This window comes from Streptomyces sp. NPDC086835 (genome assembly GCF_044745705.1).
Lineage (GTDB): Bacteria > Actinomycetota > Actinomycetes > Streptomycetales > Streptomycetaceae > Streptomyces.
In genome coordinates this window covers 44497-59749 of sequence record NZ_JBIVAU010000007.1, presented here as the reverse complement: position 1 = coordinate 59749, position 15253 = coordinate 44497, and the positions used below count along the sequence as shown (strand labels likewise).

Genomic DNA, 15253 nt, shown 5'->3' with positions numbered 1-15253 from the left:
CGGCCACCGGTCTGCCGAGCGGGACGGAACGAAGAGGCACGAGATGAGAGCGATACGAGCACAGTCCGGACCCACGACCGATCACGGCCCCCAGAGGGCGGGACGGCTGCTGCTCGTCGGCCTTACCGCACGGGTGCCGGCGACCGCTGTCCAGGCGGACCCACGTCGGCAGCGCCGAGAGCCGTCGCACGAGCCGCGTTCCGGCACTGATGCCGGGACGCCGGACCGGGAGGCCGGATCATGACCGTACCCAGCGCGTTCACCGCGTCCCTGTCACCGGCCGAGCGGGCGGCGTACGGCAGGAACGCGGGCAGGCGGGCGTCTCGTTCGTGCCATGACTGGTACGAGACGGCACAGCAGCGACCCGACCCGATCGATGCGATGGAGCGGCAGTCGGCCGACCGGGTGGCGCAGTCGTGCCAATCCGCTACGGCCGCATTGCTGGAGTCGCCGTTCCGCTTCTACCGCGGCGCAGCCGCGATCATGGCGGCGGACGTGGCACCACTGCCCAACACCGGGCTGCTGGTGCAGCTCTGCGGGGACGCCCACCCGCTGAACTTCCGGCTGTTCGCCTCGCCGGAGCGACGTCTGGTCTTCGACATCAACGACTTCGACGAGACCCTGCCCGGACCGTTCGAATGGGACGTCAAGCGGCTGGCGGCAGGTTTCGTGACGGCGGGCCGGGCCAACGGCTTCTCGCTCAAGGAGCAGAAGAGGACCGTGCCGGCCTGTGTGAGGGCGTATCGGGAGCGGATGCACCAGTTCGCCGGCATGCGCACTCTGGACATCTGGTACGCGCAGGACGACGACGACCGGATGCGGGAGCTGCTGGCCTCGTCGATGGACAGGGAGGCCGGGCGCCGTACCGCCAAAGCCACGGCGCGTGCCCGCACACGTACGCATCTCGAGGCCTTCGCGAAGCTCACCCGCGTCACGGCAGAGGGCCGGCGCATCGCACGCGACCCACCGCTGATCCCCCCACTCGGACAACTGTCGCCGGACCCGTCCGAGAGCGGGCGGGAGCAGGAATTCCAGGCCCTCCTGGACGAGTACGCCCGGACCCTCCCGTCCGAACGCCGGCACCTGTTGCGTCATTACCACCTGGTGGACATGGCGCGGTAGGTGGTGGCCGGGCAGCGCCCTGATGCAGACGGCCGGCGACATCTTCCTCGGCTGGACCCACGTCGTCGGCCTCGACGGGCAGGGTCGGGACCGTGCGCCAGCTGTGGGACTGGAAGGGCATCGCACGGCCGGAAACCATGGGGCCGGGTCTGCTGTCCCTCTTCGGCCGGCTGTGCGGGGCGTCCCTCGCACGGGCCCATGCTCGCTCGGGCGATCCCATCGCCCTGGCCGCCTACCTGGGTGGCAGCGACCGTTTCGACCGCGCGCTCACGAGGTTCGCGCAGATCTACGCCCACCAGAACGAGCGGGACCACGAGGCACTGTAAGCCGCCTGTCGCTCCGGACGGATCACGGCGGAGCAGCGCTGACGCTCCTGGCCACCGTATGGGGTCGCCCGACGGGCGCAGGACGTGGTGAAAGGTTCGCGTGCGGAGCCGGTGTCCCCGCCGCCCTGTCACTCCGGCAACTGCCGCATCTCCATGACGCGCAATCCGAGCGACTGGCAGCGTGCCAGCAGACCGTAGAGGTGCGCTTCGTCCACGACAGGACCGAACAGGACCGTCTGGCCGGACATCACCACGTGGCCCAGCTCCGGAAAAGCCTTGGCCAAGGTTTCCGACACGTGTCCCTCGACGCGGATCTCGTAGCGCACGAGCTGTCCTCCCATGGACATACTTGGGACAGGCGGACGACGCCCTTCCCTGCGATCGTCCCTCCTGACGCCACAGCGCACATCACCCGCGGCAGGTGACCCTTCGCCCGGCGGCGACGGCCGACACGTCCTCAATGAGTCAGAAAGATCTTGAGAGAGACGATCAGCAGACCGAGCAACAGATTGACCGACGCGGTGACGGCCATGAGTCGCGGAGGAGCACCGGCGCGGCGTGCCGCGGCCATGGACCAGCCCACCTGGCCGGCCACAGCGACGGACAGAGCCAGCCAGAGAGCACCCCGCACATCAAGCCCCAGGAGCGGACTGACGGCCACCGCGGCGGCCGGCGGGACGGCCGCGTTGACGATCGGCCACTCCTCGCGGCACACGCGCAGCACGACCCGGCGGTCCGGAGCCTGCTGCGCCAGGCGCGCCCCGAACAACTGGGCATGCACGTGCGCGATCCAGAACACCAGAGCGGTGACCAACAGCAGCAGCACCAGCTCGGTGCGTGGGAACGAGCCCAGCGAGCCGGCGCCGATCACCACGGAGGCGGCAAGCATCGATCCGTAGACGCCGCCTGTGTAGTCCGCGTGGGCACGGTGCTCGGCATCGCCCGTCCCACGCGCAGTGTTCGGGCCGGACCTGCTTCTGGGCACTGGTGACTCCCCTCGGACTCAGCGCGTCGATCCGGTCGCGCCGGCCGAAGCGCCGTCACTCGGCTGCGGGTGGCTTTCCCGGGTTCTCGGAAGGTGCGGTGTGACCAGGAAACTGGCGAGAGCGATCCCGCCGGTGGCGAGGATCGCCGCCTTCAGGCCGTCCAACTGCGCGGAGGCGTAGGCGTCCGCGACGGCATCGACCTCGGACGGCGGCAACCCGGCACGCTCGGCCGCGGAGCGCACCTGATCGGTGGGGACGAAGGTGACCCCCGCCTGGAGAGCGACACCTACCTGCTCACGGGTCTCTGCGGACAGCCGCGCGTTGTCCGCCACCTGCGTCGTGAAGGCGTGCGCCAGCGCACCGATGAGGATCGACCCGATGAGCGCGGTGCCCAGCGCTGAGCCCAGATTCTGTGCCGTGAACTGGAGTCCTCCGGCCTCGCTGCGTTCCTCCTCGCCGACGCCGGACTGGACGACGTTGCCCAACTGCGAGGCGAGCAGGCCCACGCCCACGCCCAGCAGGGCCATGGCTCCGGCGAATTGCGCGTCGTCGATGACCGGGTCGATGGTGGCCAGCAGCCACGCGATCGCCGCCGCCAGGGTCACCAGAGCCAGCCGGACCACCCGGCGCGGCCCCAGCACCCGCCCCAGCGAGGCGGCGGACAAGGAGGTCACGAACATGGTGACGGACACCGGAAGCAGGCGCAGCCCCGTCTGGAAGGCGTCGAAACCCTGAACCACCTGCAAGTACAGCGGGATGGCGAAGAACAGCCCCAGCAGGATGAGGTTCTGGCTCAGCAGCGTCATCAGGCCGGACCGAAGCACGGGCCTGCGCAGCAGGGACAAGTGCACGAGGGGGTCCGCGCCCTGCTGCTCCCGCCGCCGCTCCCAGTACCGGAAGAGGGCCAGGACGGCCGCCCCGGCACCGACGACGAACAGTGTCGGGGCGAAGCCGAGGACGGTGAAGGGAGGGTTGCGGGGCTGCACCCATCCCCAGGTGCTGCTCTGCAGCACCCCGAGCACGCCCAGCGCGAGTCCGGCCGCGGAGAGCACCGCACCGACCACATCCAGCCGGGGGCGAGGGCCGGTCGGGGCGGAGGCCGCGATCACTCGGTGGCACAGCAGGACGGCCACGACGACGACGACCTCACCTGCGAAGACCAGCCGCCAGGTCAGGTACGTCGTCACCCAGCCGCCCAGCAGCGGGCCGACCGCGATCCCGGCGCCGGCGAGCCCGCCGATGACGGCGTAGGCGACGGCCCGGTCCCGCCCGCGATACGACTCCGCGACGAGGGCGGCCATGGCCGGCAGCACCATGGCGGCGCCGATCCCCTCGATGACGGACCAACCCAGCAGGAGGACCCACAGCGTGGGTGCCGCGGCGGTCAGCGCCGATCCCACGCCGTACACGACCAGCCCCAGAAGGAACATGCGGCGACGCCCTACGATGTCACCGAACCTCCCACCAATGATCATGAACGCCGCCATGACAAGCGCGTACAGAGTGATGACGGCCTGGATCGCGGTGACATCCGTGTCGAAGTCCTCGACCAGCTTACTGATGGACACGTTCATGACGGACGTGTCCAGGACCATCAGAAACTGGGCCGTGCCGAGCACGATCAGAGCCCGCCAGTGCTTCACTGTCCACCTCGCCGAGTCGGCCGGAACGCCGACGTAGTCACCGGGTAGCGGCCGACTCATGTGCTGCCGCTCCTCCCATCGCATCCGAAAAACCCGCCCCACGCCTCACCCGTGACGGGGGAAGGGCGGAGTCCTGGAGAGCCCGTGCCGGTCGCACAACGGCGCGGTCATGGGCCTGCTGGTCGAGGGAGATAGCAGCCGGAACGCCGACAGCCAGCGCGGATCATTCGGCGCGATGAAGCCGCCGGTGGGCATGAGCAGCAGGGACGCGTCGAGAGTGGTGTCGTCGTGTGCTGGACGAAGGACCGGCGTCCGGTGCTCCAGCCGCGCTCCGTCACCTGGTCAGCTTGCGGCGGAACGTGCCCACTCCTCGGATCCTGGCACGGACCGACATGCGGTTCCTGCGAACGGGTGACGAGCCGATCGGCAAGCTCGACTGCCATCGCATCGCATCGCGTACCAGGACGCGGTCGACGGGCACGCAGAACCGGTAGAGCCATCACAACAGCCGTTGGTCGCGTGCGCGGCGCACTGCGTCGCCGCGCCTGTTCACCGCCAGCTTTCGGTACACGCTCTTGAGATGGGTCTTCACCGTGTTCGCCGACACGTACATGTCGGCGGCGATCTCCTCCGTCGACATCATCCGGGCCAGCCGCTCCAGGACATCGCGCTCGCGTCCGCTCAGCTCCACCGCGACGAGCGGCGGGGGCGGCGAAGCCTGCTGCGGCTGCTCACCCCGTCGAGGCGAGCCGGGTATGAGCCAGTCGGCAGCCAGTTCGTCCAGCGGAGGCGTGGCCAGGAGCGGCCGTATCCATGCTCCGGCGTCGAGGAACGGACGTCGCAGCCGCTCCCGCCGGGCGTCGAGAAGCGCCTGCCCGACGAGCCTGCGGGCAGTGGCGGCGTCCCCCGCCCTCTCAGCTGCCTGAGCCCTCACCAGCGCTGCCCACACGGTCACGGCCGGCCCGGACCGGCCCCCGGACCGGATGCCGTCGAGCAAATCGATGGCCGCCCCGGTGCAGCCTGCGCCAAGCTGGATCGCCGCGGCCTCCGCGACACACACCGGCTGGTCGCCGGACACGCCTTGGAGCTCCTCGGCCGCTTGGTCGGGCCGTCCTTCGGCCAGGTGGGCGGCGGAGACGATGAGCGCTGCGCGGCTTGCCGCCCAGGGTGAGGCCACAGCGGTGGTGACGGCCGGGTCCGTCGCCTCGGCAGCGGCTCCCGCCTTGCCCCTGACCAACAGGAGGCGAGCCGTGACGAGGGCTCGTCCCGCAGCCGACACCGGGTCACGTGTTCCTGGTGGGAGCGGCGCCTCATCGAGGAGGGCCCGTGCCCGACCCAGCTCATGGCGGTCGACGGCCACGGCTGCGAGGACCAACTGGCCGATGCCTGAGCCGGACGGCTGGGGAACGCCGTCCCGCTCCGCCTGGGACACCGCCGCCAAGGCCTTGCGCTCCGCCCGGCCGAGCCAGCCGTTCAGATAGTCGAGCAGGGCCAAGTGCTCCATCGAGTCCTGACGGGGAAGGACGGTAGAGGCTCCGCCGGGAGCGCCGACCGCCGTGGTCAGGGCAGCCCTCGCGTTCTCGAAGTGCCCGGCCCACAGGCGGGCCGAGCCCAGATGGGTCAGCAGCAGAGCGGTGAGTTCAGGATGCTTGTCCAGGAGGTGTGCCGGGACCTCATGGACCAGTCCGTCGGCCGCTTCAGCGGCCTTCTCGGCCAGTGAGGGACATCCGGTCAGCCGACCGGCCAGTGCCTCGAGCAGCGCACAGCTCAGCTGGGCGGCCGCCAAGTCGGGCGTGTCGTCGGCCAGGCGCTTCTCGGCGTGGCGCAGGCGGGTCATGCCGCGTTCCAAGTCGTGCCCGGACAGGTTGCGGGCCGCGCGCACGAGGTCGGAAGCCGGACTCCCGGCCTCGGGCCCCATGTGAGAGAACAACTGGGTCAGGTCACCCGAGCGCAGGCTGGTGAAGAGCTGCCCGATCGCCAGGTCGTCCACGAGCGCACCGGCGGCGAAATCCCAGTCGCCCGCAGCGGCACCGTGGGCGAGTGTCTCCGGCAAGAATCCGGAACGACGCAGCCACCGCGCGGCCCTCAGGTGGAGTTCCGGTTCCAGGCCGGGCAGGCGCTGGCGCAGATGTGCCCGGAGTATCTCCCCGAACAGGGGATGGAGCTGATACCACGAGTGCCCCAAGGGCTCGACGAACGCATTGTCGCGGTGCAGCGCGGCAAGAATGGGCTCGGCATCGGTCCGGAGTGTCAGCGCGTTGGCCAGATCGGGACAGAAACGCTCCAGGACGCTGACACGCAGCAAGAGATCCTGTGTTTCCTCCGTCTGCCCCTTCAGGACCTCGGCCAGGAGGAAGTCCGCGACTGTGCTGCGGTCCGCCTCGAATTCCTTCAGGTAGAGCTCCGGATCAGCGCTGTCCAGAGCGGCCAGGGCGGACAGGCGCAAGCCGGCCGCCCAGCCCCGGGTCCGGTCCACCAGGGCGCGCGCGGCGCGGAGTGGAAGGCTCAGACCGTGCAGCTCCAGCAGTGCGACGGTCTCCTCCGGTGTGAAGGCAAGCTCAGCGGCGCGGATCTCCGTCAGCTCACCGGCCGCCCGGTATCGATGCAACGGAAGCAACGGCTCCGTGCGGGTGATGAGGACGAGGTGCAGCCCCCGACCGGCATGGTGCAGGACGAACTCGAGCTGCTCAGCGACATCCGGAGCGGTCACACGGTCGTACTCGTCGAGTACGAGGACCAGGGGCCGATCGCGATCGTTGAGCTCGGCAGCGAGGGTTGCCAGCAGCCTACGGTCCACACGGTCGGCGTCCGCGGGAGCTACCACCGCATCGGACAGCGGCGCGTCGCAAGCGCGCATGGCCTGAAGAACGTACGCCCAGAACACCCCGGGCCGCAGCGCCCCGGCCTCAGCCGTGAGCCAGGCCACCGGCTGCCGCAGTCCGGCGGCCCAGTTCGCTGCCAGCACGGTCTTGCCGGCCCCTGCCGCGCCGTTGACCACTGTCAACGGTGTCCGGAGAGCCTGATCGAGATGGTCGATGAGCCGCTGCCGCCCCAGAAACGTGACCGGCCTCGCGGGAAGGGCGAACCGGGCCCGCAGGAACGGGTCTCCGACAGGGTCGGCGCACGGCACGGCCGGAATGGTCGGGCCCCTGGCACGGTCGGAGAACTCAGCCACAGCGCTCACCACCTGCCGGCAGCATCACTTTCATAGCGCCTCCCGTCCCAGCATCCCAGTGCTCGTGTCCCTGCGCACGGGACAACGGCCCCTGGCCCCCTCACCAGCAAGTACGTCGCCACGGCCCCCCGAATCACAGCCCTTGAGACGCTCCGCGCCGACGCGGTTCGGAAGCTGTGAGTGAAGCGGCACGGAATGCCGCCGCCAAGGGGCTGGGCGTCCTGATCATCGGCAATTCGATCCTGAAAGCCTCGGAATGGCCCTCCTCGTCCGCGCACCCCTGCAACCTCCCGCCGCGGACACGACCTCGCCCCTGATCCACGCCCGCTCGACACCGTCGGAGCAGCCCTCTCAGCCGTCGGGCCGGGCTTGGCCGGCGGAGCGGAAGGACCACAACAGCGTGAGGGCACCGGGGAACAGGCCGAGCGTCAGCCTCATTGAGGTCGGCGCGCTCAGGCCGGATGCGGACCGCCGGGGAGTTCGGGCCGGAAAGCGTGGCCCGCCGACTCGCCCGGCACGGCCCGCCGCAGCAACGGGTCCAGCAGCCCGCGCGACTCCAGCAGCTCGGCGGTACGGGGCTGTATCCCGCCGCCTTTCACTTGCTCCACGCGCTGATGCAGCTTCTCCAGCACCAGGGTCCTGACCCCGGCCAGAGCCAGTTCCTACGCCAGCATCAGTCCGGTCGGGCCGGCAGCCGCGACGACGACCTCGGTCTCGGTCTCGGTCAACACCTTCACTCCGTCCCGTTCTCTCACCCTGGATTAGCTCGCGGGCGGCGACGGCTCGGCCCGAGCCGGCGCTGACCGGCGTAAGGATCGCCTGGCCAAGGCGAACCGTCGATGACCATCGCCTGCTACGGTCACCTGCTCCTGCGTGGCCGAGGCAGGGCGAAGCCGTGTCCGAGAGGGCAGCGGCGGTACATCATGCCCAGCGCGTCGTCCTGGGAGGTCACTGGGATCATTCGTCAGGGTCGATGCCGCTGGCACGGGCGATGCCGTCCAGCTCGCTGTTGATCGCTCGCTGTTCGGTGGTCCACTGGTGGATCTGCTGGCGGATCTCTGCGAGTGCCACAGGATCATCGGCGACTTCCGGGGTGACGACCGCGTAGCCGGGACTGCCGTCCGGGCCGGGCATGTCGATGACATGGTGGTCCATCCGCCCGGTCGTCGCGATCGCCATCACGGCCAGAAATTCGCGCTGGACCTCGCCTGCGAAGTTCTCGCGGTCGCCGGCCTCCAGGACGCCTTCGTGTCCCTCGGAGATCAGACGGCTCATCTCGTCCACCGCTTGGTGCAGCGTCTCGAAGTCCTCCGGAGCCATCCGGGCCTTGACCGACTCCATGTAGAGCTCGACCTTCGCCATGCGCTCCTGCGGTGTCTCATCTGCATCGTCGTTCATCACCACACCCTGCTGCCCACAGACCCGTCCGTCCAGTCCAGCCCCGCGTCCCTCGAAGAGCGGACGCTTCGTGTCCGGGCGTGCGGCGCGCGATGCGGCCCCGATGAACCCCGTTCCTTGCGCCTCGGTGGCCGGGTTCCTCCTCGGCTCGAGCCGAGGCTCAGGGCGCCTACGCCGGCGTCCCGCCGCACGACAGCACACACAGTCCGCGTGGCCCTGCGCGGCCGTCCGGTCCTTTGTGCGCCAACGCTGTTCGGCGGGCGGGCGAGGGCCGCTCGGTTTCACCCAGCCGCTCAGACGGGGCGCGCATGTGACGAGGGCGGCGTGGGCGATCACGCCGAGGCCGAGCGAGAAGCCCGAGGTCACGCGGTGACCATCGCGGCGCCGGAGAGGGTGAACCCGACGACGGCGAGGCAGAGGCCCGTCCATCCGGCGCTACGGCCGGCGGCCCAGGCGGTGAGCATGCCGGGCGAAAGCCGCGGAGTCCGTCGAGGGCCGGAGCACCGTCTGCTGCCCAGGTGCCGTGAACGGGCCGTCCACGTCATGGCCTACTCGCCGGTCGAGCAGGGCCGTCTCCTAGCGCTTGTCACGTGCGTGCTTGCCGGGCTCGATGATCTCGTCGAGCACCACGCGCACCGCGTGGTACGTCCGACTCTGAAACGTGAATTCAAGCTGCTCGCTGAGCTCAACCTCTTTGGCTCGCTCATCGAGGGCCTGCTCTTCCTTCAGTGCCCAGTCCCGGGCCGCCCGGATACGTCGCAGGAGTTCATCCGCGTCCACTGCATCAGTCATGAGTGCACTCATACCCACCGTCGCCGCATGGCAGCCGCGAACCCGGAACGGGAAACCACCATCATCCTTTCAAGCACCCGCTCGCCACACACAGCGAACCCTGTCCAACCTCCGCTTGAGACGTTGAGGTGGAGGATGAGGACCGCCTGCACGAGGTGGGTGAGGTCGCAGTCGCAAATCTGCTGTCGGCAGACCGGCTGAACGGCACATCGCGGCCTGTCAGGATGGCCGCATGGGGAACAAGAACACGGCGGTGCGTCGACTCGACCTGGGATACTTCATCCGGCCGGCTTCAGAAACAGGCGGCCCCCAACCGCGAGTTGAACCCGTGCTCGCCTATTTGGTGCAACACGACCAGGGACTGATCCTCTTCGACACCGGCATCGGCAGCGCCGACCCCGGGACCGAAGCGCACTACCGACCCCGACGCCGTGCACTGCAAGAGGCATTGGCGGCGGCCGGAGTCACCCTCGGCGACATCTCTCTGGTCGTGAACTGCCACCTTCACTTCGACCACTGCGGCGGGAATCCTCTCCTGGGCGGCAAGCCGATCCTGGTCCAGGAAGTCGAGCTGGCCACCGCCCGCCGGGGCAACTACACCATCGACGAGCTCGTCGACTTCCCCGGCGCAGCCTATGAGGAACTCGCTGGTGAGACCGAGATCCGGCCGGGCGTCTGGATCGTCCCGACACCCGGGCACACCCCAGGGCATCAATCGCTGGTCCTTCGGCAAGGCGACGGCACCGTGATCCTCGCCGGCCAGGCACACGACTTCGCATCCCGGTTCGCGTCGGACCAGCTGGCCCGCCAGGCCGCACTTCACGGCGTCGAACAGCCTCTTCCTGCCTATGCACACTGGCTGGAACGGCTTGCCGACTTCGACCCACGACGTGTGCTCTTTGCCCACGACTGCTCGGTCTGGGAACCGTCACACGGCAGCTTCTGGAGCTGACCCGGCGATGCCCGTCCGCGTCGTCCGGACAAGCATGGGCACGGTCCGCTCCCTGGCCCTGAGCGCCAAGCGCGTTGGGCCCCACGTCCGCCGCGCTGTAGTTGACCGACTCATCGCACAGCACGGTGTCGTTGTCGATCCAGCTCACCGCTGCCCGTGACGAGGCATGTGCACCAACTGCCGATCGGGACGGCGTTGGCGCTCGCCGGGGGCGCGAACTTCGTGCAGGCCGTCGTCCCGCTGACGGAGGGCGGCCACCTACCTGCCGCACCAGGCGGTCGCCTGATCCGGCGCCCCGGACTCCTCAGAGCCGGCCCTCGTCCGCCGGGTGGAACCGGTCCTCGTTCACCGGCTCGGTGTCGCCCGCTCGGGCCGCCTCCAGCTGCGCGGCGAAGGCGAGGCCGAGGAACAGCGCGACACCGGTCAGGTTCGCCCACAGCAGCAGTGCCACGAACGCCGTGAGCGGCCCGTAGACGGCACCGAACGAGCCGCTGTATTCCACGTACAGAGCCAGGAGCCACGTAGCGGCGATCCACAGCGCCAGGTGCACGGCCGAGCCGAAGGCGAGCCAGGTGTATCCGGGCTGCACGCGGCGTGGTGACCAGCGGAAGAGGGTGGCCGACGCCACCCACGCCAGCGTGATGCCGAGCGGGACCTGGACCCAGTGCCACCACCCGGGCAGCGTCGCGCCGCCGCCGGTGGAGTCCATCACGGCACCGGCGATCGTGTCCCCGGCGACCAGGACGAGGAAGCCGACCGTCATGGGAACCCCGGCCGCGACCGTGAGCAGCAGACTCCTGCCGTACTTGGCGGCGAACGGCCGGTCCCGTTCGACGCCGTAGATACGGTTGGTGCCGCGTTCGATCTGGGCAATGGCCGACACCAGGCTGACCACGGCGAACCCGAGCCCCAGCCACATCGCGACCGCCCCGGCGGTGTCCGTGCCCGCGCTGCGGCGCCCCTCGGCCAGCGCGTCCCCGATCAGCCGGGCGCTGGCGCCCGGTGCGATCCGGGTGAGGGCCAGCTCCACCGCGCGGCCGACGCTCTCGGTGTGCAGCGTCGTCGCCAGGCCCACCAGGGCGATGGCGAACGGCACCACCGCGAGTGCCACCTGGAACGCCAGGGCGCGGGAGTGGCTGAAGCCGTCCGCGTAACGGAAGCGGAGGAACGCGTCGACGAACAGCTGTCGCCGGCCGTACCTGCGCAGCGCCGCCCACGCCTCGTCGCCGGAGAGCTCGTCCCCTGCCATGTCGCGCGTCTGGGGAACATGTTTGGCGCTGCCCATGCGTCTCCCTCCGTCCTCGTCTCCGCCGGTCGCCGGCCGGCTCCGGTCGGAGCCCGCCGTTCATCCTGCCCGGAACTTCGGCGGGCAGCTGCGGCGACGTCCGGCGACAGCCGCGGGAGGGTCCGGCAGGCATGCCGACCGCTCGAAAGCACAACCGTGTGCGAGGTGAACCGGCCCCGGCACACCCGATCCGACGGGGCCCTGCCATGTCTTCCGGACCGACCACGATCGTCCGTCGGCTGGGGTGGCGCGGGATCGTGTCGCGCCGTCGCCCCGACCCGCCGTCCCGGATCGGGAGCGGGCCGCACGGCGTCTCGACGGCGGCCGTCGTCCGCCGTCTCGTCGACGTCCTGCGCACCCGGGCGGGTTCCCGCCGGCGCTGACCTGCCGAGCGCCGACCGCCCGGGGGAGCGGACCGGTCCAGCGCACCACTCGGCACCACGTGCCTGGCAGTCACTGGTGGGTTCCGCGCCGTCCGCGACGGATGCAGGGCGGCGCGCCGTGGAACAGCGTGTTGCGGGCCGCTCTCGCGAACGTCGGCAATCCTTGTGCGGCCATGTGGATGCTGCTCTTGGCCGTCGTGGTGCTCGCCGCCGCGAACGCGCTCAACGACTTGCTCGCGCCCGGTTGGTACGTGCCGGTCTGTGTAGTTACGGCCGTGCTGCTTGTGCTGATCGCCCGCCGGTCCGGCCTCACTTGGGACGACCTGGGGCTCGGCAGGGCCGCGGCCCGCCGCGGTCTGCGTTGGGGCATGGTCCTGGTCGGAGCCGTTCTCGTGGTCTTGTCGGTGGGCCTGGCACTGCCGATCACCCAGGAGGCATTCCAGGACGAGCGGGCCGCCGGCCTGTCACCGGAAGAACTGGTGTACCGCGTACTGATCCGCGTACCGCTCGGCACGGTGCTGCTTGAGGAGATCGCATTCCGGGGCGTGCTGTGGGCCATGGTTCGGCGGCGGTGGGGGCCTGTTCGGGCCACCGTCGTGTCCTCGGTGCTCTTCGGGCTCTGGCACGTACAGCCGTCACGCGGGCTCACGCGCGCGAACGCGGCGGCGCAAGAGGTGTTCGGAGCCGGCCAGGTCGGCGTCGCCCTGTCCGTTACGGCGGCGGTCGTCGGCACCGCCCTCGCCGGTGTGCTTCTCTGCGAGCTCCGCCGCCGCTCCGGCAGCCTCGTCGCACCCATGGCGCTGCACTGCGCCCTCAACAGCGCGGGTTACGCACTCGCCTGGGCGGCCAGTCGCTGGTGGGGCTGATCGACGCCCGGCCTTGCTGTTCGTCGCTCCGATCGACGCCCTCGCTGTAAGTGTCGAACGTGGAGTCACGGACGCTGCTGGGCGGATTGTCCGGGCCGGCACGACCAACGACCCGGAGGTAGTTTCGAGCCTCGCGAAAGGGTTGGAGAAGCGCAACCGGCACCCCCGCTCACGCGTCGCACCACACATGGAACGTGAATGGCTCTTCTCGCTCATCCCGCTGACGATCGGCGTGGTCTTCCTCGGCTTCGGTGTGTACGGGCTCCGCCGCGCCGGCGCGCTCCGTCGCACCGGTGTCACCGCTGAAGGGCGGATCGTCCGCCACGACGTCAGGCGAGACCACGAAGGAGCCACCCTCCACTACCCGGTCGCAGCCTGGACGACCCGGGACGGCCGCGAGTGCGAGTACGCATCCAGGTTCGGACGCGGGTCCATCGTGGGTGGCTTCGGAGTGGGTACCTCTGCCATGGTCCGATACGACCCGGAAGACCCCCGCCGATTCGCGATCCAGGGCTGGGACGTAACGACTGTCGACCTGGTGTTCACCATCGTTGGATCGCTGTTCACGGCGGGCACGCTGACGGTGTTGCTCGTCCGACTGCTCACTCTCTGACCGCCGGGCGGCGGCAGCACCTCTGCGGCGACGACCCGCGGGCCCCACCACGTAGGCGGCGGAGCCGTTCAGCCACCCGTGCCGGTTCCGGTGCCGGTGTCCACTCCGCTCGGGCCGGTGGCTGCCCCGCGCGGCACGGTCCCTGGCGCCGGGTAGGCGAGGTGCATGAGCCGGGACTGTTCGCGGCGCATGTGCATGACTGAAGTGAGCACGTAGCCCAGGAGGAGGACGAGCGCCGCAATGGTCATGATCGTGGCCGCGAGGAGTGCCGTGGGGAGGCGTGGCACCGTGCCTGTGCGGGCGAACTCGACGACGACCGGGGTGCCAAGAATGATCGCGACGAGGGCGAGCAGGCCCGCGATGGTCGTGTGGACGAGCGAGGGCCGTTCGCGACGCGCGAGGTTGAGGATGAGGCCGAGGATTCGCCAACCGTCCCGGTAGGTGCGGAGTTTGCTCTCGCTTCCTGTCGGCCGGCCCCTGTAGTCGACCGGGATCTCCGCCGTGGGGAGCCGGAGGCTCAGCGCGTGAACCGTCATCTCGGTCTCGATCTCGAACTCACGGGAGAGGGCGGGGAAGGACTTGATGAAGCGCCGCGAAAAGACCCGGTAACCGCTCAGCATGTCGGTCACATCGCGCCCGAACAACATCCGCACCGCCGAAGTGAACAGCTTGTTCCCGGCCGAGTGCCCGGTACGGTAGGCGCCGTCGGCGGCCACGTTGCGGGTGCCGACGACTTGATCGTAGGGCCCCTCGAACAACAGGTCGACCATGTCGCGTGCCCGTGTGGCGTCGTACGTGTCGTCTCCGTCGATGATGAGCAGGGCGTCGGCTTCGATATCGGCGAAGGCTCGCCGCACGACATTGCCCTTGCCCTTGTGCGGCTCTCCTCGGATGATCGCACCCGCCTCGCGGGCGATCGCGACTGTGCGGTCGGTCGAATTGTTGTCGTAGACGTAGATGTCGGCCTCGGGGAGCGTTGATCTCAGATCCCGTACCACTTTGCCGACGGCAGCTTCCTCGTTGTGGCACGGCACGACGCAGGCGATCGTCGGGCGCACTTGGCTCTCCTCGGTCGGGCAGATGGGCTGCTTCGCTCATGGTGCGACACGGGGATTCCGGGCGGCCGCAGGCACACCGTGACCGTTATGATCCCTTTCGTGTCGGTTCTCGCGTCTCTGGCCCTTCGCGCGCGCGACGTCATCAGGGGCATCTGGCGTGAGGCTGCCAAGTTCGGGACCATCGGAGCCTTGGCCTTCGTACTGGACAACGGCGGCTACACCTTGCTGGTCTTCGGCCTTCCAGGGGCAGGCGGCGGTCCGATGCGTGCCGGGCCCGTGCAGGCATCGGTGATCGCCACGGGCGTCGCGACGGCCTTCAGTTGGCTCGGGAACCGCTACTGGACCTATCGGCTGCGGCACCGGGAGAACGCGGTCCGCGAGCTGGCCTTGTTCACCTTCGTGAACATCATTGGCATGGCCGTCACGGCGGGCACGGTCTTTCTGTCCCGGCAACTCCTTGGGCTCGACTCGGCTCTCAGTGACAACGTCGCCCGCACGTGCGGCTGGATTCTCGCCACCCTGTTCCGCTTCTTCACATACCGACGCTATGTCTTCATTGCGGCGTGACAAGGGTTTCGCCTCGCACGAGAGGGTGCGTCCGGCTCCATCGGCGCTGTTAGCATCACACCGTATGGGGCGAATTAGGCATATCGG

The 15253-nt window shown here is 69.6% G+C and carries 13 protein-coding genes and 3 pseudogenes; 7 read left to right on the top strand and 9 right to left on the bottom strand.

Annotated features, from left to right (window positions below):
• The first annotated feature begins 240 nt into the window (after positions 1-240).
• A pseudogene (locus ACIPJI_RS22450) lies at positions 241-1448 on the top strand (DUF2252 domain-containing protein).
• A 128-nt stretch (positions 1449-1576) separates the two neighbouring features.
• Here ACIPJI_RS22450 and ACIPJI_RS22445 read toward each other — a convergent pair.
• The 6 genes and pseudogenes from ACIPJI_RS22445 to ACIPJI_RS22420 all read right to left on the bottom strand — a co-directional run bounded on the left by ACIPJI_RS22445 (position 1577) and on the right by ACIPJI_RS22420 (position 8650).
• Complete coding sequence (locus ACIPJI_RS22445; RefSeq protein WP_356625171.1) at positions 1577-1774, bottom strand: hypothetical protein; 198 nt, start codon at positions 1772-1774, stop codon at positions 1577-1579.
• A gap of 131 nt (positions 1775-1905) precedes the next feature.
• Positions 1906-2433, bottom strand: coding sequence for a hypothetical protein (locus tag ACIPJI_RS22440; protein WP_402248310.1), 528 nt, complete (start codon positions 2431-2433; stop codon positions 1906-1908).
• Positions 2434-2451: 18 nt separating this feature from the next.
• Entirely contained in the window at positions 2452-4077 is a 1626-nt protein-coding gene (locus ACIPJI_RS22435; RefSeq protein WP_402248741.1) for an MFS transporter, read from the bottom strand.
• A gap of 499 nt (positions 4078-4576) precedes the next feature.
• Entirely contained in the window at positions 4577-7252 is a 2676-nt protein-coding gene (locus ACIPJI_RS22430) for a LuxR C-terminal-related transcriptional regulator (protein WP_402248308.1), read from the bottom strand.
• Positions 7253-7740: 488 nt separating this feature from the next.
• A pseudogene (locus ACIPJI_RS22425) lies at positions 7741-7911 on the bottom strand (FAD-dependent monooxygenase); the annotation flags it as partial.
• Between the two features lie 298 nt (positions 7912-8209).
• On the bottom strand, positions 8210-8650 hold the full coding sequence (locus tag ACIPJI_RS22420; RefSeq protein ID WP_402248306.1) for a hypothetical protein: 441 nt from the start codon (positions 8648-8650) through the stop codon (positions 8210-8212).
• A gap of 486 nt (positions 8651-9136) precedes the next feature.
• On the opposite strand from ACIPJI_RS22420, the pseudogene ACIPJI_RS22415 reads away from it, so the two are divergent.
• Positions 9137-9229, top strand: a pseudogene (locus ACIPJI_RS22415) (aldo/keto reductase); the annotation flags it as partial.
• Here ACIPJI_RS22415 and ACIPJI_RS22410 read toward each other — a convergent pair.
• Positions 9227-9442, bottom strand: a complete 216-nt coding sequence (locus ACIPJI_RS22410) for a hypothetical protein (RefSeq protein WP_402248776.1) — start codon at positions 9440-9442, stop codon at positions 9227-9229. The pseudogene ACIPJI_RS22415 and the gene ACIPJI_RS22410 overlap by 3 nt on opposite strands.
• 232 nt (positions 9443-9674) lie before the next feature.
• On the opposite strand from ACIPJI_RS22410, the gene ACIPJI_RS22405 reads away from it, so the two are divergent.
• A complete protein-coding gene (locus tag ACIPJI_RS22405) occupies positions 9675-10394 on the top strand; it encodes an N-acyl homoserine lactonase family protein (RefSeq protein WP_356625165.1) in 720 nt (239 codons plus the stop codon).
• 304 nt (positions 10395-10698) lie between these two features.
• Here the strand turns inward: ACIPJI_RS22405 and ACIPJI_RS22400 are convergent, their stop codons facing one another.
• Complete coding sequence (locus ACIPJI_RS22400; RefSeq protein ID WP_402248304.1) at positions 10699-11679, bottom strand: YihY/virulence factor BrkB family protein; 981 nt, start codon at positions 11677-11679, stop codon at positions 10699-10701.
• Positions 11680-11885: 206 nt separating this feature from the next.
• On the opposite strand from ACIPJI_RS22400, the gene ACIPJI_RS22395 reads away from it, so the two are divergent.
• The 3 genes from ACIPJI_RS22395 to ACIPJI_RS22385 all read left to right on the top strand — a co-directional run bounded on the left by ACIPJI_RS22395 (position 11886) and on the right by ACIPJI_RS22385 (position 13541).
• On the top strand, positions 11886-12062 hold the full coding sequence (locus ACIPJI_RS22395; RefSeq protein ID WP_402248302.1) for a hypothetical protein: 177 nt from the start codon (positions 11886-11888) through the stop codon (positions 12060-12062).
• 173 nt (positions 12063-12235) lie between these two features.
• Positions 12236-12928, top strand: coding sequence for a lysostaphin resistance A-like protein (locus tag ACIPJI_RS22390; protein WP_402248300.1), 693 nt, complete (start codon positions 12236-12238; stop codon positions 12926-12928).
• A gap of 13 nt (positions 12929-12941) precedes the next feature.
• Complete coding sequence (locus tag ACIPJI_RS22385; RefSeq protein ID WP_402248298.1) at positions 12942-13541, top strand: DUF3592 domain-containing protein; 600 nt, start codon at positions 12942-12944, stop codon at positions 13539-13541.
• 68 nt (positions 13542-13609) lie between these two features.
• Here the strand turns inward: ACIPJI_RS22385 and ACIPJI_RS22380 are convergent, their stop codons facing one another.
• Positions 13610-14599, bottom strand: coding sequence for a glycosyltransferase family 2 protein (locus ACIPJI_RS22380; protein WP_356625158.1), 990 nt, complete (start codon positions 14597-14599; stop codon positions 13610-13612).
• Positions 14600-14698: 99 nt separating this feature from the next.
• On the opposite strand from ACIPJI_RS22380, the gene ACIPJI_RS22375 reads away from it, so the two are divergent.
• Entirely contained in the window at positions 14699-15166 is a 468-nt protein-coding gene (locus tag ACIPJI_RS22375) for a GtrA family protein (RefSeq protein WP_402248296.1), read from the top strand.
• Positions 15167-15253 lie beyond the last annotated feature (87 nt).